We start from the raw sequence: 23536 nt of genomic DNA on the forward strand, positions 1-23536 counted from the left end.
GCACGTGGCCCGGTTCGTCAGTCAGCTAAGAGAGCGTTGAGATTAATGCGCGGCTTCCGGCTTGTGCTTCTGCGCACTCTGGAAGCCATAGGTCAGTTCATTTTTCTCTTTATCCAGTGCCACGGTCACCTGTCCGCCGTCCACCAGCGAGCCAAACAGCAGTTCGTTTGCCAGCGGTTTTTTCAGGTTATCCTGAATCACACGCGCCATTGGACGTGCGCCCATTGCCCGATCGTAGCCCTTCTCAGCCAACCAGTTGCGCGCTTCCTGGCTGACTTCCAGGGAGACACCTTTCTGATCCAACTGAACCTGCAGCTCGACAATGAACTTATCGACAACCTGATGGATCACCTCAGTAGACAGGTGTTCGAACCAGATAATATTGTCGAGACGGTTACGGAACTCCGGCGTAAATACTTTCTTGATTTCACTCATCGCATCAGTGCTGTTGTCCTGATGAATCAGGCCAATCGATTTACGCTCAGTTTCGCGTACACCGGCGTTGGTGGTCATGACCAGCACCACGTTACGGAAATCGGCTTTACGCCCGTTATTATCCGTCAGCGTGCCGTTGTCCATCACCTGCAGCAGCAGGTTAAAGACATCCGGGTGCGCTTTCTCGATTTCATCCAGCAGCAGTACCGCATGAGGATGCTTGATGACCGCATCCGTCAACAGACCACCCTGATCAAAACCCACGTATCCCGGAGGCGCACCAATCAGGCGGCTGACGGTATGACGTTCCATATACTCGGACATGTCAAAACGCAGCAGTTCGATTCCCAGCGCTTTGGAAAGCTGTACCGTGACCTCTGTTTTCCCGACACCGGTCGGCCCGGCAAACAGGAAGGAACCCACCGGCTTATGCTCGTGTCCCAGACCCGCGCGGCTCATCTTGATGGCTTCGGTCAGCGCCTCAATGGCTTTATCCTGCCCAAAGACCAGCATTTTCAGACGGTCGCCAAGGTTTTTCAGCGTATCGCGATCGCTTTGTGACACGCTCTTTTCCGGAATACGCGCAATACGCGCGACCACAGACTCGATATCCGCCACGTTAACGGTTTTCTTGCGTTTGCTGACCGGCATCAGACGCGCACGCGCACCAGCTTCGTCAATGACGTCAATCGCTTTATCCGGCAGATGACGATCGTTGATATATTTCACCGCCAGCTCAACCGCCGCACGCACCGCTTTCGCGGTATAACGCACGTCGTGGTGCGCTTCGTACTTCGGCTTCAGGCCGTTGATAATCTGTACGGTCTCTTCCACCGACGGTTCAGTAATATCAATTTTCTGGAAGCGACGGGCTAACGCACGGTCTTTCTCGAAAATATTGCTGAACTCCTGATAGGTCGTGGAGCCAATCACGCGGATCTTACCGCCGGAAAGCAGCGGTTTAATCAGGTTTGCGGCATCCACCTGGCCGCCCGATGCTGCACCCGCACCAATAATGGTGTGGATCTCGTCGATAAACAGAATACTGTTGGTATCCTGCTCCAGCTGTTTCAGCAGCGCTTTAAAGCGTTTTTCAAAGTCACCGCGGTATTTGGTGCCCGCCAGCAGCGAACCGATATCCAGTGAATAAATCGTGCAATCGGCCATCACTTCCGGCACGTCGCCCTGCACGATACGCCAGGCCAGTCCTTCGGCAATCGCCGTTTTCCCGACGCCGGATTCCCCGACCAACAGCGGGTTATTTTTACGCCGACGGCACAGCACCTGAATGGCACGCTCCAGTTCTTTGTCGCGGCCGATCAACGGGTCAATACCGCCAACACGGGCAAGCTGGTTAAGGTTTGTCGTGAAGTTCTCCATACGTTCCTCCCCGCCAGCTTGCTCTTCGGTATTGGGCTGACTGCCGGGATCGGATGACTGACTCGGCTCATCTTTGCGCGTACCGTGAGAAATAAAGTTGACTACGTCAAGACGGCTGACCTCATGCTTACGCAACAGGTAGGCCGCCTGAGACTCCTGTTCGCTAAAGATGGCAACCAGCACGTTGGCGCCAGTCACTTCACTACGCCCGGAGGACTGAACGTGGAAAACCGCACGTTGCAGAACGCGCTGAAAGCTCAGCGTCGGCTGCGTGTCGCGTTCTTCTTCGCTGGCAGGCAGTACGGGTGTGGTTTGTTCTATGAAGGCTTCGAGTTCCTGACGGAGCGCCACGAGGTCCACGGAACACGCTTCCAGCGCTTCGCGGGCCGATGGGTTACTGAGCAGCGCCAGTAACAAGTGCTCGACGGTCATAAACTCATGACGGTGCTCGCGCGCTCTGGCGAAAGCCATGTTTAAACTGAGTTCCAGTTCTTGATTGAGCATAGGCACCTCCCCCAATTTTTATGCCTGCATTCAGGCTTTTTCCAGCGTACACAGCAACGGATGCTCGTTCTCCCTTGCATACGTGTTCACCATCGCCACTTTGGTCTCCGCGACCTCTGCGGTGAATACACCGCAAATGGCTTTACCGTGATAGTGAACCGCAAGCATCAGTTGCGTTGCACGTTCTACATCATAAGAAAAGAATTTTTGTAACACGTCAATAACAAACTCCATCGGAGTATAATCATCATTGACTAATATCACTTTATACATAGATGGCGGTTTAAGCGCGTCACGCACTTTATCTGCCGCCAGCTGGTCAAAATCCAGCCAGTCGTTCGTCTTACCCATTGTCAGTCGTCATCTTCAGTTACGGTTACCGGCAGAACAGTCTGCCGCTGACAAGAGCGGATGTGCACACTCAATCTACCTCAATTGATAGATAACTATCATCTATCACTGGCATCCGCGACATCTGTCACATTCCCGCCAATAGCGTTAACTGCTTCAAATTTTTGATTCATTTTTACCCACTGCCCCCCGTCAGATGCTTGACGCCCCGCCTGATTTCTCTAAATTGTAGTTTCGAGAGTTGGCGAGGTTTTGAACAACCCCCACTCCACCACCGGTTCATTCCATCTTACTTATATAAGATTTACGAAGGATGTCGAAGCATGGAAACGGGTACTGTTAAGTGGTTCAATAATGCCAAAGGGTTTGGTTTCATCTGCCCTGAAGGCGGCGGCGAAGATATTTTCGCTCACTATTCCACCATTCAGATGGATGGTTACAGAACGCTAAAAGCCGGACAGTCTGTCCAGTTTGATGTTCACCAGGGGCCAAAAGGCAATCACGCCAGTGTCATCGTGCCTATCGAAGCAGAAGCTGTTGCATAGCTCTTCTGTCTCATTGTGTACATCCCGCAGATAAAATGCCAGCCCGATCGGCTGGCATTTTTATTTCCCGCAACGTTACTCTCGCGCCAACGCATCGACCGGATCCAGTCGCGCCGCGTTGCGCGCCGGTAACCAGCCGAACAGAATACCGGTAAAGGTAGAGCACAAAAATGCCGTCAGCAGCGCTACCGGCGAGAAGCCAATCTCCCAACCGGGCAGGAACAGCTGCAGCGTGAAGGCGATCAGCATCGACAGGCTGATACCCAGCGCGCCGCCGACCAGGCAGACCAGCACCGCTTCAATCAAAAATTGCTGCAACACATCGCTGGCGCGTGCGCCAACTGCCATCCGGATACCTATCTCCCGCGTACGCTCCGTGACCGACACCAGCATAATGTTCATCACGCCAATCCCGCCGACCACCAGTGAAATCACCGCCACCAGCGTCAGGAACAACTGAAGAGTACGTGTGGTCTTTTCGGCGGTTTTCAAGACACCGTCCATATTCCAGGTGAAGAAATCCTTTTTGCCATGACGCAGCGTCAATAGTCGGGTGAGTTGCTGTTCGGCCTGCGCACTATCGAAGCCCTCCTTCACCCGCACGGTGATCGAGTTCAGCCACGACTGCCCCATAATGCGCCCGGACATCGTGCTGTAGGGCAACCAGACGCGTAGAATTTTGCTGCTGCCAAACATCGACTGCTTCTCTTCTGCCACGCCAATCACCGTCGCAGGCATGTTGCCCACGAGGATCACTTCGCCCACCACGTTCGCCTTATGCGGGAATAACTGACGTCGGGTGTTGCTGTCGAGCACCACGACCTGCGCGCGGCCATTAAGCTGTTCGCGGTTAAAGGTGGTTCCTTCACTGAAGGTCATGCCGTAGACGTTAAAATAGTCGCCGCTCACCCCGTTTGCACTGGCGGCAACATCGGTGTTGCCGTAGCGCAAGCGCAGATTCTGCGACACGGCGGGCGTGGCGGAGGTTACCCATGGCTGTTTCTGGATAGCGGCGAGATCGTCGTATTTCAGCGCCTGCTGGTACTGCGGGTCGTCGTCACCAAAATCTTTGCCGGGGTAGATATCAATGGTGTTGGTCCCGATGGCGCGGATGTCCGCCAGCACCAGTTGCTTCGCCGCATCACCGACGACCACAATCGACACCACCGACGCGATACCGATAATAATCCCGAGCATCGTGAGCAGCGTGCGCATTTTGTTGGCCGCCATCGCCAACCACGCCATCGTAAGCGCTTCACGGAATCCGCTGATAAACTGACTCCAGCCGGACGCCGTTTTCACCGTCGGTTCCTGAATCCCCTGTCCCTGAACGGCACGTTTTGCGGGCGGATTACGCACAATTTCGCCATCATGAATTTCAATCACCCGTTCCGCCTGGGCCGCGACCAGGGGATCGTGGGTGACGATAATCACCGTGTGCCCGCGATCGCGCAGCTGATGCAGGATAGCCATCACTTCTTCACCGGAACGGCTGTCGAGCGCGCCCGTGGGTTCATCGGCGAGGATCACCTGTCCGCCGTTCATCAGCGCGCGGGCAATACTGACGCGCTGCTGCTGACCGCCGGAAAGCTGCGAGGGTTGGTAATCGACGCGATCGCCCAGGCCAAGCCGCTGGAGCAGTTCCTGCGCACGCACCAGACGCTGTTTCCGCTCCGTTCCGGCGTAAACGGCGGGGACTTCGACGTTTTGCGCCGCCGTCAGGTGAGACAGCAAATGATAGCGCTGGAAAATAAAGCCGAAATGCTCCCGGCGCAGCTGCGCCAGCGCGTCACGATCCAACGTTGATACATCGCGTCCTGCCACCCGATAGGTGCCGCTGGTGGGTTTATCGAGGCACCCCAGGATATTCATCAGCGTGGATTTGCCAGAGCCAGACGCCCCCACGATCGCCACCATTTCGCCGGCATTGATCTGTAGCGTGATGCCTTTCAGCACCTCCACCTGTTCTTCTCCGGAGGGGTAACTGCGACGAATATTGCTCAGCTCAAGCAATGCCGTCATTGTACGGCTCCCGGTTTACCCTCGCCCGTCACCACTTCATCCCCGGCTTCCAGCCCTTTCACAATCTCCACGTCGGTGTCATTGCGCGCGCCAATTGACACCTCACGTTCACGGGTTTCGCCGTTACGCAGCAGAGTCACCTTGTAGCGATTGTCCCCGACCGGATCGCCCAACGCGGAAAGCGGGATCGTCAGAACGTTTTTTACATCGGTTAGCTGAATGTGGACCTGCGCGGTCATCTCCAGTCGCAGAATGCCTTTTGGATTGGGCACTTCAAAACGGGCGTAATAGAAAATGGCATCATTGACCTTTTCCGGCGTCGGCAACACATCTTTCAGCGTCCCTTCGTAACGGGTTTGCGGATCGCCCAGTACGGTAAACCAAGCCTTTTGTCCCGGTTTAAGGTGAATCACATCGGCTTCAGAAACCTGCGCTTTCACCAGCATCGTGCTCATATCCGCCAGCGTCAGAATGTTCGGCGCTTGCTGCGCGGCGATCACCGTCTGACCTTGTAGGGTGGTAATCTGCGTGACTTCTCCAGCCATCGGCGCGACGATGCGGGTGTAGTCGAGATTGGTTTTCGCGGTATCCAGAGACGCCTGATTACGCTTGATCTGCGCATCGATGGTGCCGATTTGCGCCTGCTTCACCGTCATCTCCGTCGCGGCGGTGTCCAGATCCTGTTGCGATACGGCCTGGGTTTTTGCCAGCTGCTGCTGGCGAGAGAGCGTTACCCGCGCCAGTTTCCACTCAGCTTCGGCCTGCTGGCGTTGGGCGCGCAGTTCCATTAGCGTCGCTTCCACCTCTTTGATCTGGTTTTGTGCCTGTTCAGGGTCGATAACGCCAAGCAACTGGTCTTTCTTCACCTTGTCGCCAATCGCCACCGACAGCGTTTTGAGCTGACCGCTCACCTGCGCCCCCACATCCACTTTACGCAGCGCGTCGAGTTTGCCGGTTGCCAGCACGCTTTGCTGCAGATCTCCCGGACGCACAATCAGCGTCTGATAATTTGGCACTGGCGCATTCAGCGTCCGCCAAAGGGCAAATGCCCCCAGGATGAGAATGAATATAAGCAGCAGATAGCGCTTTTTAATTTTATTTCCCTTAATACCCATAGCGATCCTGATGGTAAGTTTTCAGCTGAAATTCAACAGTATCTAAACAAACCGCAAGCGGAAAGGACAGCGCTCAGGGCATTGACGATTGGTTAAGATTCAGCGTGTTTCAATTTTCGCAATCATCGCATTGCGGATTATGATCATGTCACAGATTACTGATAATACCTTTTACACTTCAGACGTTGCGTCTCCTTTACAATTATTTATGCGCCTGACGCGTGGTCAATTACTGCCGGGTAAATTCTGGCGGAAAGCCAGCTTTCGCCGTAAGTTTTTAATTCGCTCGCTGCTGATGCCAAGAGCCACCCGTCAACTGCTGGAAAATCTGACCCAGTGGCCTGAGCTGAATACGTTACTGACACGGCAACCCCGGTTACCTATCCGTCTGCATCGCCCGTATATGGCCGTAAATATTAAGCGCGATACCGCGCTGACTGCGCTCTGTAGCCATTACGATCTGCTGCGTCAGTTGTTCAGCCGCGAACAACTGGCCTGTTATTTAAGTCAGGGCGGTCTCAACCTGGCAAAAATTGAGGCTAAAGATGGTACGCCATTCCAGCTTGATTTAGTCAGTCTGGTCTCGCTGGATAAAGAAGGGGAAAGTACCGTTGTGATCCGCGACGATCGGATGCGTATTCTGGCAGAAATTACGTTCACATTCTGCACGTTAAACGGAAAACGCACCCTGTTTATCGGGGGCTTGCAGGGCGCGGCCAATGATGTCCCGCATGATGTGATCCAGCAGGCCACCAAAGCCTGTTATGGCCTGTTCCCCAAAAGAATGGTGATGGAAGCGCTGTGTCAGTTTGCGCACATCGCCGGGGCGGAGCAGATTCTGGCGGTCAGCAACGCGGTACATGTTTATCGCAGTTGGCGCTATATGGATAAAAAAACGCAAATGCATGCCGACTACGACGCCTTCTGGACGTCACTGGGCGGTGAAAAGACCGAGGGGGAATACTTCTCTCTGCCGCTGACCATTGCACGGAAAAGCGAGGCGGATATTGCCAGCAAAAAACGGGCTGAATACCGCCGTCGCTATGCGCTGCTCGACAGCGTCGTCACGCAGGTTCCGCAGCGGTTACAGAGTTAATCCGCTCGACCGCGCGCCAGCCACAGCACCCGGGAGAACATATGTCTCAGCAGCGTCGGCACCGCATCCACACCCCGCCGCCCGGCTTCCATCGCCACTTCGATGGCTAAGTCGGGCTTCGATGAGCGATGGATCGCCTTCGAAATGATTTTACGCATATTCATCGGCACGTTTTCCGGGATTTGCGCCACCCGGTGAAAGACATCGGAAAATCCTTGCCGGTACATAAAGTGTTCCATATCCAGCGCGGGTAGCGTGGTCAGGTGCTCTCGCTCTTCCTCCCGGTCGTTATTCAGCAGGCTTCGCACCGTGGCGGCATATTTTTTCCCGGCTTCATCACCATCCACCAGCACATGCCACTCAATGCCCATCCGCCGGGCGAATTTCACCAGCGGCTTGAGACCGGACTGCGCAAATTCGATCACCTTAATCCCTTCGGCGTCAAAATGATGGCCGCACTGGCGGGCCAGTTCGTTAATCACCCAGGTTTCTGTTTCTCCTTCCACCAGCAGCCAGCAGCGGGCAAACAGCGAAGAGGCGCGGTTAAAGCGAATGTGAAAGGCAATGCGTCGGCCATCCTCGGCGCTCAGACCACCCGGCCCCAGACGCCAGGCCGCTACGCGCGAAGATTCACGCACCAGACGACAGACATGCTCCACGGGGGTCAACGAGAGTAATTCGCCCGAGTTAGTGGTCGTGATACGCTGAAGCGGCAGCAGATTCAGCAACTGCCACGCCACTGACAGCATAATAGGATGCAGGCGCGTTTCCGGGTCTTCCACCAACAGCAACGGCCTGGCATCTTTATGCAATCTGACCGTGCCCTTCGCCTGCAATAGCGTGGAGAACAGTCCCAGCAGAATCACCCGGTGAGTACGCCCGCCAGGTTTGTCAATCATCCGGTTGATGATATCGAGATAGCGCCAGCTTCGCTGTTCGTTGGCGGAGCGTCGGCGCATTAAGCGGTGGCGGGACTGTGAAGTACCCTGCTCGGTAAAATAGTGCTCCAGCAGTTGCACCATCGCCGAAAGCCCCTGGCGAATCTGTCCGTCGGTGAGATTCTGCGGGCGCATCGCCAGTTCCCGGGCGAGAAAATCCAGTTGCCGGGCGGTGACTTCCACATCGTCAACCTCCGGCACCGTACCGTTACGGATGCGGCGCATAAACCGTGCATCGCGTAAGCGCAGCACCGGCATCAGGCGCACCAGATGTCGCGCCTGTTCGTTGATATCGTCCACCGCCAGCGGGTGCCCGTCGCCGTCGAGAAAACTGCGCAGCGTCATCACGCTGCCGTCTTCTCCGCATTCGCCTTCAAGGCGATAAAAGATGCGCTGAAAGCCATCGTGGCACGGCGCCCAGCACGCCTCCAGCGACCGGTAGCGTCGAACCCGGTAGCGACCGGGTTGCGATTCACGAAACGTCAGCACGATATGCAGGTGATGTTCACGGCCTTTCATATCGCCAGGAGGAAACCAGAAATCGTCACGGTCAAAATGATACAACTCTGATTCGGGTGACAGCAGCAGCGTTAACGCATCCAGTAAACTCGATTTACCCCAGGCGTTCTCACCAATCAGGACGTTGTTCTGCTCGAGCATCAACGACAGTCGATTGATACCGCGAAATCCCACTATCTCAACGCGTTCGAGAATCATGTTTCCTCCAGAAAACCTTCACTTTTCCTTTAAGCTCCTCGCAGTATAACTGCAAAAGCCGGCGCGGGACGTGATATGGACATTATTACGCTGGCTAACTGTACGAAGGGTGAACGATTTATTCTTTTCTCTTTCATTCGTAATAGAGAGCAGGCATGTTTGGCAGGACATAAATAAATCCGTTTGCGTTAATTCTCCTTCATATGACTATGCGCTACACTTTCCCCTAAGAGAAATCTATGGAAGGAATGACGCCGCATTGCCCTAAATCAAACTAACAGGCTTTATTTGACTAGAGAACGGATGACGATCGTTTTTAAAATAGCGAGCTATTTATTTTGTCGTCATTCAGGCGAACAGTAAATATCAATTACCGCAACGCTTTTGCGGTTATTTTTACATTGAGGTGGATATGTTTAGAAAATTAGCAGCCGAATGTTTTGGTACATTCTGGCTTGTTTTTGGTGGCTGCGGCAGCGCCGTACTGGCAGCAGCGTTTCCGGAATTAGGTATTGGTTTTGCGGGTGTCGCACTGGCATTCGGCCTGACCGTATTAACCATGGCTTTTGCCGTTGGTCATATTTCCGGCGGGCATTTTAACCCGGCAGTGACATTAGGCTTATGGGCCGGCGGTCGTTTCCCGGCAAAAGACGTCATTGGCTACATTATTGCCCAGGTGGTGGGCGGTATTATTGCCGCAGCGGTACTGTATCTGATTGCCAGCGGTAAAACCGGCTTTGATGCGACGGCCAGCGGTTTCGCCTCCAACGGTTATGGCGAGCATTCACCGGGTGGTTACTCCATGCTGTCTGCGATCGTTATCGAAATCGTGCTGACTGCTGGTTTCCTGCTGGTGATTCACGGTGCCACTGACAAACATGCACCGGCGGGCTTTGCGCCAATCGCTATCGGTCTGGCATTGACCTTGATCCACCTGATCAGTATTCCGGTGACCAATACGTCTGTTAACCCGGCGCGTAGCACCGCGGTCGCCATCTTCCAGGGCGGTTGGGCATTAGAACAACTGTGGCTGTTCTGGGTGATGCCGATTATTGGCGGTATTCTCGGTGGCCTTATTTACCGTACGCTGCTCGAAAAACGCGATTAATGAGAAAACGTCCGACGGCATATGCCCGCCGGACCAAACACTCTTCAGCCGGATAAGGCATCGTCCCTGTCCGGCTTTTATTTTGCATCTTTACTGAACCCGCGTTATTGGGTAGTGTCATGGCGCTGTCTCGCTAATTCAAAGGACCCGGCTGTTCATGTTTTCAGGACTACTCATCATTCTGCTCCCGCTGATAGCAGGTTATCTCATTGTGCTTCGGCACACCGCGGCATTAAAACTGATCAATCGGCTCTTAAGCTGGATGGTTTATCTGATTCTCTTTTTTATGGGGATCAGCCTGGCCTTTTTAGATAACCTGGCGAGCAACCTGCTGGCGATATTTCACTATTCCGCCGTCAGTATTACCGTTATTTTACTGTGTAATATTGCCGCATTACTGTGGCTGGAACGCACGTTACCCTGGCGTCACCATCACCAGCAGGAGAAACTGCCCTCCCGTATCGCGATGGCGCTTGAGTCGCTGAAGTTGTGCGGCGTGGTCGTGATCGGCTTTCTGCTGGGCTTGAGCGGTCTGCCCATTTTGCAACACGCCACAGAGGCGAGCGAATATACGCTGATCCTGTTACTGCTGTTGGTCGGGATCCAGTTACGCAATAGCGGTATGACGTTAAAGCAGATCGTCCTGAACCGGCGTGGCATGATTGTGGCGGTCGTGGTCGTCGCCAGCTCCATGATTGGCGGCCTGATCAACGCGCTGATTCTCGACCTGCCAATGAAAACCGCGCTGGCGATGGCGTCGGGGTTTGGCTGGTACTCCCTGTCGGGTATTTTGCTGACCGAATCCTACGGTCCGGTGATCGGCAGCGCCGCGTTCTTTAACGATTTGGCGCGCGAACTGCTCGCGATTATGTTGATCCCGGGACTGGTGCGCCACAGTCGCTCTACCGCGCTGGGACTGTGTGGCGCCACATCGATGGACTTTACCCTGCCGGTGTTACAGCGTACCGGTGGGCTGGAGATGGTTCCGGCGGCGATTGTCCACGGCTTTATCCTCAGTTTGCTGGTGCCCATTTTGATGGCCTTTTTCTCCGCTTAACTCCCTCTCTGGCGGTAGGGTTCTGCCGCCAAAATTGAGCTAAATCAATCTCCCTGTAAATTGTATCAGAAATACCTTTTCTCCCTTTACGCACAGGCATAACCTTAAACATGTATATTAAATATAACTTTAAAAGGTGTGACCATGTTTTGTGTGCAATGTGAACAAACCATCCGTACTCCGGCAGGAAACGGCTGCTCTTACGCGCAGGGTATGTGCGGTAAAACGGCTGAAACCTCTGACCTGCAAGATCTGCTGATTGCCTCCCTACAAGGCCTATCTGCATGGGCGGCTAAAGCGCGTGAATATGGCATCATTAATCATGACGTCGATAACTTTGCGCCGCGTGCTTTCTTCTCCACGCTGACCAACGTTAACTTCGATTCCCCGCGTATCGTCGGCTATGCCCGCGACGCTATCGCGATGCGTGAAGCGCTGAAAGCCCAGTGCCTGAGCGTTGACGCCAATGCGCACTGCGACAACCCCATGGCTGACCTGCAACTGGTGAGCGACGATCTGGGCGACCTGCAACGTCAGGCTGCCGAATTTACCCCGAATAAAGACAAAGCCGCCATTGGCGAGAATATCCTCGGCCTGCGTCTGCTGTGTCTGTACGGCCTGAAAGGTGCGGCGGCCTATATGGAACACGCACACGTTCTCGGTCAATACGACAACGACATCTACGCGCAGTACCATAAAATTATGGCGTGGCTGGGCACCTGGCCTTCCGATATGAACGCTCTGCTGGAGTGCTCAATGGAAATCGGCCAGATGAACTTCAAAGTGATGAGCATTCTGGATGCGGGTGAAACCACCAAATACGGTCACCCGACGCCAACACAGGTCAATGTCAAAGCCACTGAAGGCAAATGCATCCTGATCTCCGGCCACGACCTGAAAGATCTGTACAACCTGCTGGAACAAACCGAAGGTACCGGCGTTAACGTCTATACCCACGGTGAAATGCTGCCGGCGCATGGCTATCCGGAACTGCGTAAGTTCAAACATCTGATTGGTAACTACGGCAGCGGCTGGCAGAACCAGCAGGTCGAATTTGCCCGCTTCCCGGGGCCTATCGTGATGACCTCAAACTGCATCATCGACCCGACCGTGGGCAGTTACGACGACCGTATCTGGACCCGTAGCATCGTTGGTTGGCCAGGTGTGAGCCACCTGGAAGGTGACGACTTCGGTCCGGTTATCGCACAAGCGCAGCAAATGGCGGGCTTCCCGTACAGCGAAATTCCGCATCTGATCACCGTCGGTTTCGGTCGTCAGACGCTGCTGGGCGCGGCGGACACCCTGATCGATCTGGTGAGCCGTGAAAAACTGCGTCACATCTTCCTGGTTGGCGGCTGCGACGGCGCGCGCGGCGAACGCAACTACTTCACCGATTTCGCCACCAGTGTACCGGACGACTGCCTGATCCTGACCCTGGCCTGCGGTAAATACCGTTTCAACAAGCTGGAGTTCGGCGATATTGAAGGTCTGCCACGTCTGGTCGATGCCGGTCAATGTAACGACGCTTACTCCGCCATCATTCTGGCCGTGACGCTGGCAGAAAAACTGGGCTGCGGCGTGAATGACCTGCCGCTGTCTCTGGTGCTCTCCTGGTTCGAACAAAAAGCGATTGTCATTCTGCTGACCCTGCTCTCCCTGGGCGTGAAAAACATCGTGACCGGTCCGACCGCGCCAGGCTTCTTCACGCCAGATCTGCTGGCGGTACTCAACGAGAAATTTGGTCTGCGTTCTGTGACCACCGTTGAAGAAGACATGAAGCAATTGCTGAGCGCGTAAGGAGTTAAGACATGACAATGCCAACGAATCAGTGCCCATGGCGGATGCAGGTTCACCACATCCATCAGGAAACGCCGGATGTATGGACAATTTCGTTGCTGTGCCACGACTATTATCCGTATCGCGCCGGGCAGTATGCACTGGTGAGCGTGCGTCATTCAGCGGACACGCTGCGCGCTTACACCCTCTCTTCAACGCCGGGCGTCAGCGAGTACATTACGCTGACCGTTCGTCGGATTGATGATGGTGCGGGCTCAAAGTGGTTAACCCGCGACGTGAAGCGCGGCGACTACATCTGGCTGTCCGATGCGATGGGCGATTTCACCTGCGAAGATAAAGCCGATGATAAGTTCCTGATGCTGGCGGCCGGTTGTGGCGTCACGCCGATCATGTCGATGCGTCGCTGGTTGGCAAAGTACCGTCCGCATGCGGATGTCCAGGTTATCTTCAACGTGCGTTCGCCGCAGGATGTCATTTTCGCCGAGGAGTGGCGTCAGTATCCGGTCACGCTGGTGGCGGAAAATAACGCCACCGACGGTTTCGTGGCCGGTCGCCTGACCACGGAACTGCTGCAACGTGTTCCTGACCTGACGTCTCGTACCGTGATGACCTGTGGTCCGGCACCGTATATGGATTGGGTCGAGCAGGAAGTGAACGCGCTGGGCGTGACGCGCTTCTTTAAAGAGAAGTTCTTCACCCCGGTGGCAGATGCAGCAACCAGCGGTCTGAAATTTACCAAACTACAACCGGCGAAAGAATTTTACGCGCCGGTCGGTACGACGCTGCTGGACGCGCTGGAAAGCAACCAGGTGCCGGTGGTTGCCGTCTGCCGCGCCGGTGTCTGCGGATGCTGTAAAACAAAAGTCGTGGATGGAAATTACACGGTGAGCAGCACCATGACGCTAACAGAGGCGGAAATTGCCGACGGCTACGTGCTGGCCTGCTCCTGCCATCCGCAGAGTGACCTGGTTCTCGCCTGACAGCAGATTGCCGCATGACGCTGCGCTTATCCGGCCTACGAGAACAATGGTAGGCCGGATAAGGCATTTACGCCGCCATCCGGCAATTTCTCACCGCCACGCCGAATTGCCAGCAACCGAAAACCGTCCCGCCCCTAAAAAAGCCACCGCCAGCGCGCCGATAAAGAAATAGACCAGGCTTTCAATCGCCCATGCCCCGGTTTTATCCAGCGCCCAGGTTTCATTGATCCCGACCATCAGCCACGCCACAATCATGGTGAACGCCAGTACCAGCGCCGCCGGACGCGTCAGGATCCCGAGAATAATCAGGCAAGGCGCAATCACTTCGCCCACCAGCACACCGTACGCAATAAAGCCCGGTAGCCCTTTGGCAATCAGCATTCCGCTGATGCCATCAATGCCGGCAAACAGCTTATGCAGCCCGTGAAACAGCATTAATCCCCCAACCGCCAGGCGTAATAAAAACTTGCCAAAATCCTCGTGCGTCAGCATCCGATTCACTGCATTTAACAATGTTGTAAGCATCTGAGTTTACTCCTGGTTCGCCCTGATTTTTTTTCACGCTACGCGTTATCCCCCCTGAAAGGAAGCTGCTGAAAATAAGGGGGTGCCACGCAGCGTAATCAGTATCTTCATCTAAACTTGTAACCGGTATCACAATTAAGGAGATGGAAAACCATGAAACAAACGGTTGCCGCTTTTATTGCTAAAACACTGGAACAGGCGGGTGTGAAACGTATCTGGGGCGTGACGGGCGATTCGCTGAACGGCCTGAGCGACAGTCTTAATCGCATGGGAACGATTGAGTGGATGTCGACCCGTCATGAAGAGGTGGCCGCCTTCGCGGCGGGTGCGGAGGCACAGCTAACCGGCGAACTGGCGGTTTGTGCAGGCTCCTGCGGCCCCGGTAACCTGCACCTGATCAACGGCCTGTTTGACTGTCATCGCAACCACGTCCCGGTGCTGGCTATCGCCGCCCACATCCCTTCCAGTGAAATTGGCAGCGGGTATTTTCAGGAAACGCACCCGCAGGAACTGTTCCGCGAATGCAGCCACTATTGCGAGCTGGTTTCCAGCCCGGAGCAGATCCCTCAGGTACTGGCGATTGCCATGCGCAAAGCGGTGCTCAATCGCGGCGTCTCGGTAGTGGTCTTACCGGGCGATGTGGCGTTAAAACCCGCGCCAGAAAGCGCCAGCACCCACTGGTATCACGCGCCGTTACCGATCGTCACGCCAGCGGAAGAAGAGTTAAGAAAGCTGGCCCAACTGCTGCGTTATTCCAGCAATATCGCCCTGATGTGCGGCAGCGGCTGTGCGGGGGCGCATAAAGAACTGGTCGAGTTCGCCGCCAAAATTAAAGCCCCCATCGTTCACGCCCTGCGCGGCAAAGAGCATGTCGAATACGACAACCCATATGATGTGGGAATGACCGGGCTTATCGGCTTCTCTTCCGGCTTCCATACCATGATGAACGCCGACACGCTGGTGCTGCTCGGTACGCAGTTCCCCTACCGCGCGTTCTATCCAATCGATGCCAAAATCATTCAGATTGATATCAACCCTGCCAGCATCGGCGCGCACAGCAAGGTCGACATGGCGCTGGTCGGCGATATCAAAGCCACGCTGACGGCGCTTCTGCCGCTGGTGGAGGAGAAAACCGAGCGTAAGTTCCTGGATAAGGCGTTGAGCGATTATCGCGATGCGCGTAAGGGCCTTGATGACCTCGCCAAACCCAGCGAAAAGGCGATTCATCCACAGTACCTGGCGCAACAAATCAGCCATTTCGCCGCCGATGACGCCATCTTTACCTGCGACGTCGGTACGCCGACGGTGTGGGCCGCCCGCTACCTGAAAATGAACGGCAAGCGCCGACTGCTGGGCTCGTTTAACCACGGCTCAATGGCTAACGCGATGCCGCAGGCGCTGGGTGCTCAGGCCACCGCCCCGGGACGTCAGGTGATCGCCCTGTGCGGCGATGGCGGATTCAGTATGCTGATGGGGGATTTCCTGTCGGTGGTCCAGATGAAGCTCCCGCTTAAAATCGTGGTTTTTAACAACAGCGTGTTGGGCTTTGTGGCGATGGAGATGAAAGCGGGCGGTTATCTCACCGACGGCACGGCGTTGCACGACACCAACTTCGCCCGCATTGCCGAAGCGTGCGGCATCACCGGCATTCGGGTGGAAAACGCCGCCGACGTTGATGAAGCGCTGCAGCGTGCCCTGTCGATTGACGGTCCGGTGCTGGTGGATGTGGTTGTCGCAAAAGAAGAGCTGGCCATTCCGCCGCAGATCAAACTGGAGCAGGCCAAAGGTTTCAGCCTGTACATGCTGCGTGCCATCATCAGCGGTCGCGGCGATGAGGTTATCGAACTGGCAAAAACCAACTGGCTCAGGTAAAACAATGCACATCGCCTTTCAAACAATAGGGATGTGCAATGATAGATCTACGCAGTGATACCGTCACCCGTCCGGGTCGCGCCATGCTCGAAGAAATGATGGCCGCCCCGGTCGGAGACGACGTGTACGGAGATGACCCTACCGTTAACGCGCTCCAGCAATACGCCGCTGACCTTTCTGGTAAAGAAGCGGCGTTATTTTTACCCACCGGTACCCAGGCCAACCTCGTGGCGCTACTCAGCCACTGCGAGCGCGGCGAAGAGTATATCGCCGGTCAGGGGGCGCATAACTATCTGTATGAAGCCGGTGGCGCGGCAGTGCTCGGCAGCATTCAACCGCAGCCCATTGACGCCGCGGGCGATGGTACGCTGCCGCTGGATAAAGTCGCCGCAAAAATTAAGGCCGATGACATCCATTTTGCCCGTACCCGCCTGCTGAGCCTGGAAAATACACACAACGGCAAAGTGCTGCCGCGTGAGTATCTGCGCGAGGCGTGGGAGTTTACCCGTGAGCGCGGTCTGGCGCTGCACGTTGACGGCGCGCGTATTTTTAATGCCGTCGTGGCCTACGGGTGTGAACTCAAAGACGTCGCGCAGTATTGCGACTCCTTTACCATCTGCCTGTCAAAAGGGCTGGGAACGCCGGTGGGATCGTTACTGGTCGGCAGCCGCGATTATATCAAGCGCGCCACGCGCTGGCGCAAAATGACCGGCGGCGGCATGCGTCAGGCCGGTATCCTGGCGGCGGCCGGACTGTATGCCCTGAAAAATAACGTTGCCCGTCTGCAGGACGATCATGACAACGCGGCCTGGCTGGCAGAACAACTGCGGGAAGCCGGGGCGGACGTGATGCGTCACGACACCAACATGCTGTTTGTCCGCGTGGGTGAAGCCAACGCGGCGGCCCTGGGCGAGCACATGAAGGCACATGGCGTGCTGATCAACGCGTCGCCGATTGTCCGTCTTGTGACCCACCTGGACGTCTCACGGGAACAGCTTGCCAATGTTGTCGCCCACTGGCGCACGTTCCTGAATCGTTAAGGAGAGAGATGTGCCGCAACGCATAGTGGTTCTTGGCGCCAGTGGTTACATTGGTCAGCATCTGGTGCAGGCGCTCAGCCAGCAAGGACACCAGGTGCTGGCGGCGGCACGTCGCATTGAGCGACTGGAAAAACAACAGTTACCCAACGTCAGCTGTCATAAGGTCGACCTGAACTGGCCGACGCATCTTTCTTCTCTGCTGACAAATGTCGATACCGTCTACTATCTGGTGCATGGTATGGGAGAAGGCGGCGATTTTATCGCCCATGAACGTCAGGTCGCGCTTAACGTACGTGACGCCCTGCGGGAAACGCCGGTCGGGCAGTTGATTTTTCTTAGCTCCCTGCAGGCACCGGAGCACGAGCAGTCCGACCATCTGCGGGCCCGGCAGATAACCGCCGATACCCTGCGTGAATCTGGCGTGCCGATGACGGAACTGCGCGCCGGGATTATCGTCGGTGCCGGTTCCGCCGCTTTTGAAGTGATGCGCGACATGGTCTACAACCTGCCGATACTGACCCCGCCGCGCTGGGTTCGTTCGCGCACCACGCCCATTGCGCTGGAAAATCTGCTGTACTATCTGGTGGCGCTGCTGGAGCACCCTTCCCCGACGCATCGGATCCTCGAAGCCGCCGGGCCGCAGGTGCTCAGCTACCAGGAGCAGTTCGAACATTTCATGGCGGTGAGCGGCAAACATCGCTGGCTTATCCCCATCCCCTTTCCGACCAGTTGGATTTCAGTCTGGTTCCTGAACGTCATCACCTCGGTGCCGCCGACCACCGCGAAAGCGTTGATACAGGGCCTCAGACACGACCTGCTGGCCGATGACAGCGAGCTACGGGCATTGATACCCCAGAAGCTTATCGCCTTTGACGACGCCGTACGCAGCACGCTAAAGGAAGAAGAGGAACTGGTGAATTCCAGCGACTGGGGCTATGACGCACAGGCGTTTGCCCGCTGGCGACCTGAATATGGTTTTTTCGCCAAACAGGCCGGATTTACCGTGAAGACGCACGCCAGCTTGTCGGCATTGTGGCGAGTCGTGAACCGTCTGGGCGGCAAAGAGGGCTATTTCTTCGGCAATGCCTTGTGGAAGATCCGCGCGGCGCTGGATCTGTTAGTCGGTCATCGGCTGGCAAAAGGTCGTCCTGAACATGAACTGCTTCAACCGGGCGATGCCGTAGACAGTTGGAAAGTGATTATCGTCGAGCCGGAAAAACAGCTCACGCTGCTGTTTGGCATGAAGGCGCCGGGGCTGGGACGGTTAAGTTTTACCCTTGAAGATAAAGGTGACCATCGCGAGATTGACGTCCGTGCCTGGTGGCATCCGCATGGTATGCCGGGGCTATTCTACTGGCTGCTGATGATCCCGGCGCACCTGTTTATTTTCCGGGGGATGGCAAAAAAAATTGCCAGACTTGCAGAACAAATCACAGATAAATCGTAAAAACTTACTGTATTGTTTCACGTTTCCCATTGCATACCGACGTAATTCACGGAAGAATGCGCACGACGTTTTATTAAACACAGTGGACTGATATGAAGGTACTGGTTACCGGCGCAACCAGCGGCTTAGGACGAAACGCGGTTGAGTTTTTGCGCAACAAAGGCATCAGCGTCAGAGCGACCGGTCGCAACGAAGCGATGGGTAAACTGCTCGAGAAAATGGGCGCGGAGTTTGTGCATGCGGATCTGACCGAGCTGGTCTCTTCGCAGGCGAAAGTCATGCTTGCAGGCATTGATACGCTGTGGCACTGCTCAAGTTTCACCTCCCCCTGGGGAACCCAGGAAGCCTTTGATCTGGCAAACGTTCGTGCGACCCGCCGTCTTGGCGAATGGGCCGTCGCATGGGGTGTGCGTAACTTTATCCATATCTCCTCCCCGTCGCTTTACTTCGATTATCACCATCATCGCGATATCAAAGAAGATTTTCGCCCGCATCGTTTTGCTAACGAGTTTGCCCGCAGCAAAGCCGCCGGAGAAGAGGTCATCAGCCTGCTGGCCCAGGCCAATCCGCAGACGCGGTTTACGGTGCTACGCCCGCAAAGCCTGTTTGGTCCGCATGACAAAGTGTTTATCCCCCGTCTGGCGCACATGATGCACCACTACGGCAGCGTGCTGTTGCCGCATGGCGGCAGCGCGATGGTTGATATGACCTATTATGAGAACGCTGTCCACGCTATGTGGCTGGCGAGTCAGACACTGTGCGACACCCTGCCTTCGGGTCGGGTGTACAACATCACCAACGGTGAGCCCAGAACCCTGCGCAGTATCGTGCAAAAACTGATTGATGAACTGAACATCCACTGCCGGATCCGCTCAGTGCCCTACCCGATGCTGGATATGATCGCTCGCAGCCTGGAGCACTTTGGTAATAAGTCAGCCAAAGAGCCGGCGTTAACCCACTATGGGGTGTCGAAGCTGAATTTCGACTTTACGCTGGATATCAGTCGCGCCGAAGAGGAACTGGGGTATAAGCCGAGGGTGACGCTGGATGAAGGCATTGTGCAAACCGCCGCGTGGCTACGCGACCACGGAAAACTGCATCGCTAGCCCTGCCCGTACTTCTCCAACAGCGCCTCAGCAATCGCCTGCGTTTCGGCATCGGCAACGCCGTTCCATAGCGTCGGGCGGAAATGCATCTGGAACGCCATCACCACGCGCTGCTGCTCACGTGCGGTCATTTCAGGCTTCACCTCATAACCATAACGCGACAACAGGTCCAGCAGTGATGCCATCTCAACAGGGGCGTTCGGTGCCCGTCCGGCAAGATAGAAATTGACCCGCTGCGCATCAGGCCAGGCGCCAATACCCTGCTCTGCCAGCGCCTGCCAGGGAAACCGCGGGCCGGGGTCGTCTTTTCGCTGCGGGGCGATGTCCGCATGCGCAACCACGTTCTGCGGCTTAATGTCATAACGGGCGATAATGTCTTTCGCCAGCGGTATCAGTGCCTGAATCTGCGCGGTTTCAAACGGGAAAAAATACTTTCCACCCGCCGATTTTTGCCAGCCGCGATTTTCCAGTTCAATGCCAATTGAGGTGTCGTTAATGCGCGTCGCACCGCGCCAAAAGCTGATGCCCGCATGCCACGCCAGATCCTGTTCCGGTACCAGTTGCCAGATACGCGGTATACCCCGATGTAACGGCGGCACCGCCGGGATCAGATAATGCGAGCTGACGTTTTTATCCGTCAACGTCGCCAGCGAGCCATCGAAATCGTCCGCCGTATAGTGGATCACTAACACTTTGATGCGAGGATACGCCGCCTGCGCCTGATGACGGGTATCGAGCTGGTAGCCTTCTCTGTCAACAATCCCCTTTTCACCCGTACACCCCGTTAACAGCAGTGCCAGGGCCACCAGCCACAGCCATGTCTTCATCGGCGGGTTTTCACCGCAGTCCCGCTCACGCTGACCATCAGCATGCTGCTGTCTTTGCCGACCGTTTCGTAATCGATATCAATGCCGACCACCGCGTCAGCACCCAGCGCTTTCGCCTGCTCACCCAGTTCTGCAAAGGCAATCTCACGCGCTTTACGTAACTCTTTTTCATAAGCGCCTGAACGACCGCCGACGATATCGCGAATACCGGCAAAAAAGTCCCGGAAGATGTTCGCGCCCAGAATGGCTTCGCCGGTGACCACACCGCAGTATTCCACGATGCTCTGTCCTTCAAGCGTGGGGGTTGTCGAAAATTGCATGATGTCTCTCCTGGTTACATTCAGCACATTATCAGCGCCATACACTATCATTGAAAGGATATAATTGATTATCGTAGATGACTGTTATCTTAGAAGACTCATGGCAGAAAGCTTATAAGGAAATCACTATGCGCTATTCGAAACTCTCCCTGCTTGTCCCCTGCGCGCTGCTGCTCAGCGCCTGCACCACCGTCACGCCAGCCTACAAAGACAATGGGCCGCGTACGGGTGCCTGTGTGGATGGCGGCCCGGACAGTGTGGCTCAACAATTCTATGACTATCGTATCCAGCACCGCAGTAATGATATCACCGCCCTGCGCCCTTACCTGAGCGACAACCTGGCGAAACTGCTGTCGGATGCCAGTCGGGACAGTGCGCATCGTCAACTGATGAGCAGCGATCCGTTCTCCAGTCGCGCAACGCCGCCGGACAGCGCCAGCGTTGCCAGCGCCTCGACCATACCGAATAGTGATGCACGCAACATTCCGCTGCGCGTTGCACTGAAACAGGGCGATCAGAACTGGCAGGATGAAGTGCTGATGATCCGCGAAGGTCAGTGCTGGGTCATTGATGACGTGCGTTATCTGGGCGGCAGCGTGCATGCCCCTGCCGGTACGCTTCGCCAGTCGGTAGAAAACCGTTAATCCCGCCGCTTTACCGCGATAAAAAACGTAACCCCCGTAAATTGTCTGGCATTCTGCATGGAATGCCGACAATTGTTCTTACCGCGCTTTGCCCTCGCTATTTTGTGCTATGTTTAAGGGGAAATGCGCGCTATATTTAACTTTTAAAGCATAAATATTGCATAACTATTCTGTCAAAGGTACTATCTGCGGCTTCAATAGCTATCAGACGGCCAGTATACGAGTATCAATGAGTATTCAATTAAACGGCATTAACTGCTTCTACGGCGCGCATCAGGCGCTGTTCGATATCACGCTGGATTGCCCGCAGGGTGAAACACTGGTGTTACTGGGTCCAAGCGGGGCCGGTAAAAGCTCACTGCTGCGGGTACTCAATCTACTAGAGATGCCGCGTTCAGGTACGCTCAGCATTGCGGGAAACCAGTTCGACTTCCGCAAAACGCCGTCAGATAAAGCGATTCGCGAACTGCGTCAGAATGTCGGAATGGTCTTTCAGCAATACAATCTGTGGCCGCACCTCACCGTGCAACAGAACCTGATTGAAGCGCCCTGCCGCGTGCTGGGCCTGTCAAAAGATCAGGCGTTAGCTCGTGCGGAAAAATTGCTGGATCGCCTGCGTCTGAAACCTTACAGCGATCGTTTTCCGCTGCATCTTTCCGGCGGTCAGCAACAGCGTGTGGCCATTGCCCGTGCGCTGATGATGGAGCCGCAGGTGCTGCTGTTTGATGAGCCCACCGCCGCGCTGGATCCAGAAATCACCGCGCAAATCGTCAGCATCATTCGTGAACTGGCGGAAACCAACATTACACAAGTGATCGTAACGCACGAAGTGGAAGTGGCGCGTAAAACCGCCAGTCGCGTCGTGTATATGGAAAACGGTCATATCGTCGAGCAGGGTAATGCAAGTTGCTTTGCCGACCCGCAGACCGAAGCATTTAAAAACTATCTCTCTCACTAAGATTCGGGACAACACAATGAAAAAAGTTCTGATTGCCGCGCTTATCGCAGGCTTTAGCCTTTCTGCTACAGCAGCCCAGACCATTCGTTTTGCGACCGAAGCGTCCTATCCTCCGTTTGAATCGATGGACGCTAATAACAAGATTGTCGGCTTTGATGTCGATCTGGCCAATGCGCTGTGTAAAGAGATCGACGCGACCTGTACCTTTACCAACCAGGCGTTTGACAGCCTGATTCCCAGCCTGAAATTCCGTCGTTTCGATGCGGTGATGGCCGGGATGGATATCACGCCTGAGCGTGAAAAACAGGTGCTGTTCACCACCCCTTACTATGACAACTCCGCACTGTTCATTGGTCAGCAGGGTAAATTCGCCAGCATTGATCAGTTGAAAGGTAAGAAAGTGGGCGTGCAGAACGGCACCACTCACCAGAAATTCATCATGGATAAACACCCGGAAATCACCACGGTTCCGTATGACAGCTACCAGAATGCGAAACTGGATCTGCAAAACGGCCGCATTGACGGCGTATTTGGTGATACGGCGGTGGTCACAGAGTGGCTGAAAGACAATCCGAAGCTGGCCCCGGTTGGCGACAAAGTGACGGATAAAGATTACTTCGGCACCGGCCTCGGCATCGCCGTCCGCCAGGGCAACGCGGAACTGCAGCAGAAATTCAACACTGCGCTGGAAAAAGTGAAGAAAGATGGGACTTACGAGACCATCTATAACAAATGGTTCCAGAAGTAAGCCT

22 protein-coding genes are annotated in these 23536 nt (G+C 55.3%); 13 read left to right on the forward strand and 9 right to left on the reverse strand.

The genetic code is table 11. The annotated features are described in order from the left end of the window. Nucleotides 1-42 precede the first annotated feature (42 nt). From clpA to QQZ17_RS21695, 3 genes are all read right to left on the reverse strand, one after another. Entirely contained in the window at nt 43-2319 is a 2277-nt protein-coding gene (clpA, locus tag QQZ17_RS21685; protein WP_152405282.1) for an ATP-dependent Clp protease ATP-binding subunit ClpA, read from the reverse strand. Between the two features lie 30 nt (nt 2320-2349). Continuing rightward, complete coding sequence (gene clpS / locus QQZ17_RS21690) at nt 2350-2670, reverse strand: ATP-dependent Clp protease adapter ClpS (RefSeq protein ID WP_042320277.1); 321 nt, start codon at nt 2668-2670, stop codon at nt 2350-2352. A 98-nt stretch (nt 2671-2768) separates the two neighbouring features. Next, entirely contained in the window at nt 2769-2843 is a 75-nt protein-coding gene (locus QQZ17_RS21695; RefSeq protein ID WP_212807582.1) for a hypothetical protein, read from the reverse strand. 150 nt (nt 2844-2993) lie between these two features. Between QQZ17_RS21695 and cspD the strand changes: the two genes are divergently transcribed. After that, nucleotides 2994-3215 carry a cold shock-like protein CspD gene (gene cspD / locus QQZ17_RS21700; RefSeq protein ID WP_042284847.1) on the forward strand — a complete coding sequence of 74 codons (222 nt, stop codon included), beginning with the start codon at nt 2994-2996 and terminating at the stop codon, nt 3213-3215. A gap of 75 nt (nt 3216-3290) precedes the next feature. Here cspD and macB read toward each other — a convergent pair whose 3' ends face one another. Further along, nucleotides 3291-5237, reverse strand: coding sequence for a macrolide ABC transporter ATP-binding protein/permease MacB (gene macB / locus QQZ17_RS21705; RefSeq protein WP_152405283.1), 1947 nt, complete (start codon nt 5235-5237; stop codon nt 3291-3293). Then, nucleotides 5234-6352: a macrolide transporter subunit MacA gene (macA, locus tag QQZ17_RS21710; RefSeq protein ID WP_152405284.1), complete on the reverse strand. Its 1119-nt coding sequence runs from the start codon at nt 6350-6352 to the stop codon at nt 5234-5236. The genes macB and macA overlap by 4 nt, the downstream gene beginning before the upstream one ends. 145 nt (nt 6353-6497) lie before the next feature. Between macA and QQZ17_RS21715 the strand changes: the two genes are divergently transcribed. Continuing rightward, on the forward strand, nt 6498-7448 hold the full coding sequence (locus tag QQZ17_RS21715) for a VirK/YbjX family protein (protein ID WP_152405285.1): 951 nt from the start codon (nt 6498-6500) through the stop codon (nt 7446-7448). Here the strand turns inward: QQZ17_RS21715 and QQZ17_RS21720 are convergent. Beyond that, a complete protein-coding gene (locus tag QQZ17_RS21720; RefSeq protein WP_152405286.1) occupies nt 7445-9103 on the reverse strand; it encodes an ATP-dependent endonuclease in 1659 nt (552 codons plus the stop codon). The genes QQZ17_RS21715 and QQZ17_RS21720 overlap by 4 nt on opposite strands. Nucleotides 9104-9515: 412 nt before the next feature. Between QQZ17_RS21720 and aqpZ the strand changes: the two genes are divergently transcribed. The 4 genes from aqpZ to hcr all read left to right on the forward strand — a co-directional run bounded on the left by aqpZ (nt 9516) and on the right by hcr (nt 14045). Further along, a complete protein-coding gene (gene aqpZ, locus QQZ17_RS21725) occupies nt 9516-10211 on the forward strand; it encodes an aquaporin Z (RefSeq protein WP_152405287.1) in 696 nt (231 codons plus the stop codon). Between the two features lie 157 nt (nt 10212-10368). Next, nucleotides 10369-11268, forward strand: a complete 900-nt coding sequence (locus QQZ17_RS21730) for a lysine exporter LysO family protein (protein ID WP_152405288.1) — start codon at nt 10369-10371, stop codon at nt 11266-11268. A gap of 144 nt (nt 11269-11412) precedes the next feature. After that, nucleotides 11413-13065: a hydroxylamine reductase gene (gene hcp, locus QQZ17_RS21735; protein ID WP_061076999.1), complete on the forward strand. Its 1653-nt coding sequence runs from the start codon at nt 11413-11415 to the stop codon at nt 13063-13065. 11 nt (nt 13066-13076) lie between these two features. After that, nucleotides 13077-14045 (forward strand): NADH oxidoreductase, encoded by a 969-nt coding sequence (gene hcr / locus QQZ17_RS21740; RefSeq protein WP_152405289.1) that lies wholly within the window; start codon nt 13077-13079, stop codon nt 14043-14045. 90 nt (nt 14046-14135) lie between these two features. Here hcr and QQZ17_RS21745 read toward each other — a convergent pair whose 3' ends face one another. Next, the gene (locus QQZ17_RS21745) at nt 14136-14570 is read right to left on the reverse strand and encodes a DoxX family protein (RefSeq protein ID WP_046477860.1); all 435 of its coding nucleotides are present in this window, start codon (nt 14568-14570) and stop codon (nt 14136-14138) included. Between the two features lie 153 nt (nt 14571-14723). On the opposite strand from QQZ17_RS21745, the gene poxB reads away from it, so the two are divergent. The 4 genes from poxB to QQZ17_RS21765 all read left to right on the forward strand — a co-directional run bounded on the left by poxB (nt 14724) and on the right by QQZ17_RS21765 (nt 20035). After that, the gene (gene poxB / locus QQZ17_RS21750; RefSeq protein WP_152405290.1) at nt 14724-16442 is read left to right on the forward strand and encodes a ubiquinone-dependent pyruvate dehydrogenase; all 1719 of its coding nucleotides are present in this window, start codon (nt 14724-14726) and stop codon (nt 16440-16442) included. A gap of 38 nt (nt 16443-16480) precedes the next feature. Beyond that, nucleotides 16481-17482 carry a low-specificity L-threonine aldolase gene (gene ltaE / locus QQZ17_RS21755; protein ID WP_152405291.1) on the forward strand — a complete coding sequence of 334 codons (1002 nt, stop codon included), beginning with the start codon at nt 16481-16483 and terminating at the stop codon, nt 17480-17482. A gap of 10 nt (nt 17483-17492) precedes the next feature. Then, nucleotides 17493-18929, forward strand: coding sequence for an SDR family oxidoreductase (locus QQZ17_RS21760; RefSeq protein WP_152405292.1), 1437 nt, complete (start codon nt 17493-17495; stop codon nt 18927-18929). A gap of 92 nt (nt 18930-19021) precedes the next feature. Next, nucleotides 19022-20035, forward strand: a complete 1014-nt coding sequence (locus QQZ17_RS21765; RefSeq protein WP_152405293.1) for an NAD-dependent epimerase/dehydratase family protein — start codon at nt 19022-19024, stop codon at nt 20033-20035. Here the strand turns inward: QQZ17_RS21765 and QQZ17_RS21770 are convergent. Both QQZ17_RS21770 and QQZ17_RS21775 read right to left on the reverse strand, forming a co-directional pair. Continuing rightward, nucleotides 20032-20862 (reverse strand): N-acetylmuramoyl-L-alanine amidase, encoded by an 831-nt coding sequence (locus QQZ17_RS21770; protein WP_152405294.1) that lies wholly within the window; start codon nt 20860-20862, stop codon nt 20032-20034. The two genes, QQZ17_RS21765 and QQZ17_RS21770, sit on opposite strands and share 4 nt — an antisense overlap. Beyond that, a complete protein-coding gene (locus QQZ17_RS21775) occupies nt 20859-21182 on the reverse strand; it encodes a heavy metal-binding domain-containing protein (protein ID WP_042320310.1) in 324 nt (107 codons plus the stop codon). Before QQZ17_RS21775 ends, QQZ17_RS21770 begins: the two co-directional genes overlap by 4 nt. Nucleotides 21183-21310: 128 nt before the next feature. Between QQZ17_RS21775 and QQZ17_RS21780 the strand changes: the two genes are divergently transcribed. The 3 genes from QQZ17_RS21780 (at nt 21311) to artI (ending at nt 23532) form a co-directional block, all read left to right on the forward strand. Continuing rightward, nucleotides 21311-21826, forward strand: a complete 516-nt coding sequence (locus QQZ17_RS21780) for a lipoprotein (RefSeq protein ID WP_042320313.1) — start codon at nt 21311-21313, stop codon at nt 21824-21826. A gap of 229 nt (nt 21827-22055) precedes the next feature. After that, nucleotides 22056-22784, forward strand: coding sequence for an arginine ABC transporter ATP-binding protein ArtP (gene artP, locus QQZ17_RS21785; RefSeq protein ID WP_152405295.1), 729 nt, complete (start codon nt 22056-22058; stop codon nt 22782-22784). A gap of 16 nt (nt 22785-22800) precedes the next feature. After that, entirely contained in the window at nt 22801-23532 is a 732-nt protein-coding gene (gene artI / locus QQZ17_RS21790; protein ID WP_152405296.1) for an arginine ABC transporter substrate-binding protein ArtI, read from the forward strand. The last annotated feature ends 4 nt before the right edge of the window (nt 23533-23536 follow it).

This window comes from Citrobacter sp. T1.2D-1 (genome assembly GCF_950098555.1).
GTDB lineage: Bacteria > Pseudomonadota > Gammaproteobacteria > Enterobacterales > Enterobacteriaceae > Citrobacter_A > Citrobacter_A telavivensis.

Bases quoted from the DNA above. Each gene is read 5' to 3' on its own strand.
- clpA (WP_152405282.1), bottom strand. From the start codon at position 2,319: ATGCTCAATCAAGAACTGGAACTCAGTTTAAACATGGCTTTCGCCAGA.
- clpS (WP_042320277.1), bottom strand. From the start codon at position 2,670: ATGGGTAAGACGAACGACTGGCTGGATTTTGACCAGCTGGCGGCAGAT.
- cspD (WP_042284847.1), top strand. From the start codon at position 2,994: ATGGAAACGGGTACTGTTAAGTGGTTCAATAATGCCAAAGGGTTTGGT.
- macB (WP_152405283.1), bottom strand. From the start codon at position 5,237: ATGACGGCATTGCTTGAGCTGAGCAATATTCGTCGCAGTTACCCCTCC.
- macA (WP_152405284.1), bottom strand. From the start codon at position 6,352: ATGGGTATTAAGGGAAATAAAATTAAAAAGCGCTATCTGCTGCTTATA.
- QQZ17_RS21715 (WP_152405285.1), top strand. From the start codon at position 6,498: ATGTCACAGATTACTGATAATACCTTTTACACTTCAGACGTTGCGTCT.
- QQZ17_RS21720 (WP_152405286.1), bottom strand. From the start codon at position 9,103: ATGATTCTCGAACGCGTTGAGATAGTGGGATTTCGCGGTATCAATCGA.
- aqpZ (WP_152405287.1), top strand. From the start codon at position 9,516: ATGTTTAGAAAATTAGCAGCCGAATGTTTTGGTACATTCTGGCTTGTT.
- QQZ17_RS21730 (WP_152405288.1), top strand. From the start codon at position 10,369: ATGTTTTCAGGACTACTCATCATTCTGCTCCCGCTGATAGCAGGTTAT.
- hcp (WP_061076999.1), top strand. From the start codon at position 11,413: ATGTTTTGTGTGCAATGTGAACAAACCATCCGTACTCCGGCAGGAAAC.
- hcr (WP_152405289.1), top strand. From the start codon at position 13,077: ATGACAATGCCAACGAATCAGTGCCCATGGCGGATGCAGGTTCACCAC.
- QQZ17_RS21745 (WP_046477860.1), bottom strand. From the start codon at position 14,570: ATGCTTACAACATTGTTAAATGCAGTGAATCGGATGCTGACGCACGAG.
- poxB (WP_152405290.1), top strand. From the start codon at position 14,724: ATGAAACAAACGGTTGCCGCTTTTATTGCTAAAACACTGGAACAGGCG.
- ltaE (WP_152405291.1), top strand. From the start codon at position 16,481: ATGATAGATCTACGCAGTGATACCGTCACCCGTCCGGGTCGCGCCATG.
- QQZ17_RS21765 (WP_152405293.1), top strand. From the start codon at position 19,022: ATGAAGGTACTGGTTACCGGCGCAACCAGCGGCTTAGGACGAAACGCG.
- QQZ17_RS21770 (WP_152405294.1), bottom strand. From the start codon at position 20,862: ATGAAGACATGGCTGTGGCTGGTGGCCCTGGCACTGCTGTTAACGGGG.
- QQZ17_RS21775 (WP_042320310.1), bottom strand. From the start codon at position 21,182: ATGCAATTTTCGACAACCCCCACGCTTGAAGGACAGAGCATCGTGGAA.
- QQZ17_RS21780 (WP_042320313.1), top strand. From the start codon at position 21,311: ATGCGCTATTCGAAACTCTCCCTGCTTGTCCCCTGCGCGCTGCTGCTC.
- artP (WP_152405295.1), top strand. From the start codon at position 22,056: ATGAGTATTCAATTAAACGGCATTAACTGCTTCTACGGCGCGCATCAG.
- artI (WP_152405296.1), top strand. From the start codon at position 22,801: ATGAAAAAAGTTCTGATTGCCGCGCTTATCGCAGGCTTTAGCCTTTCT.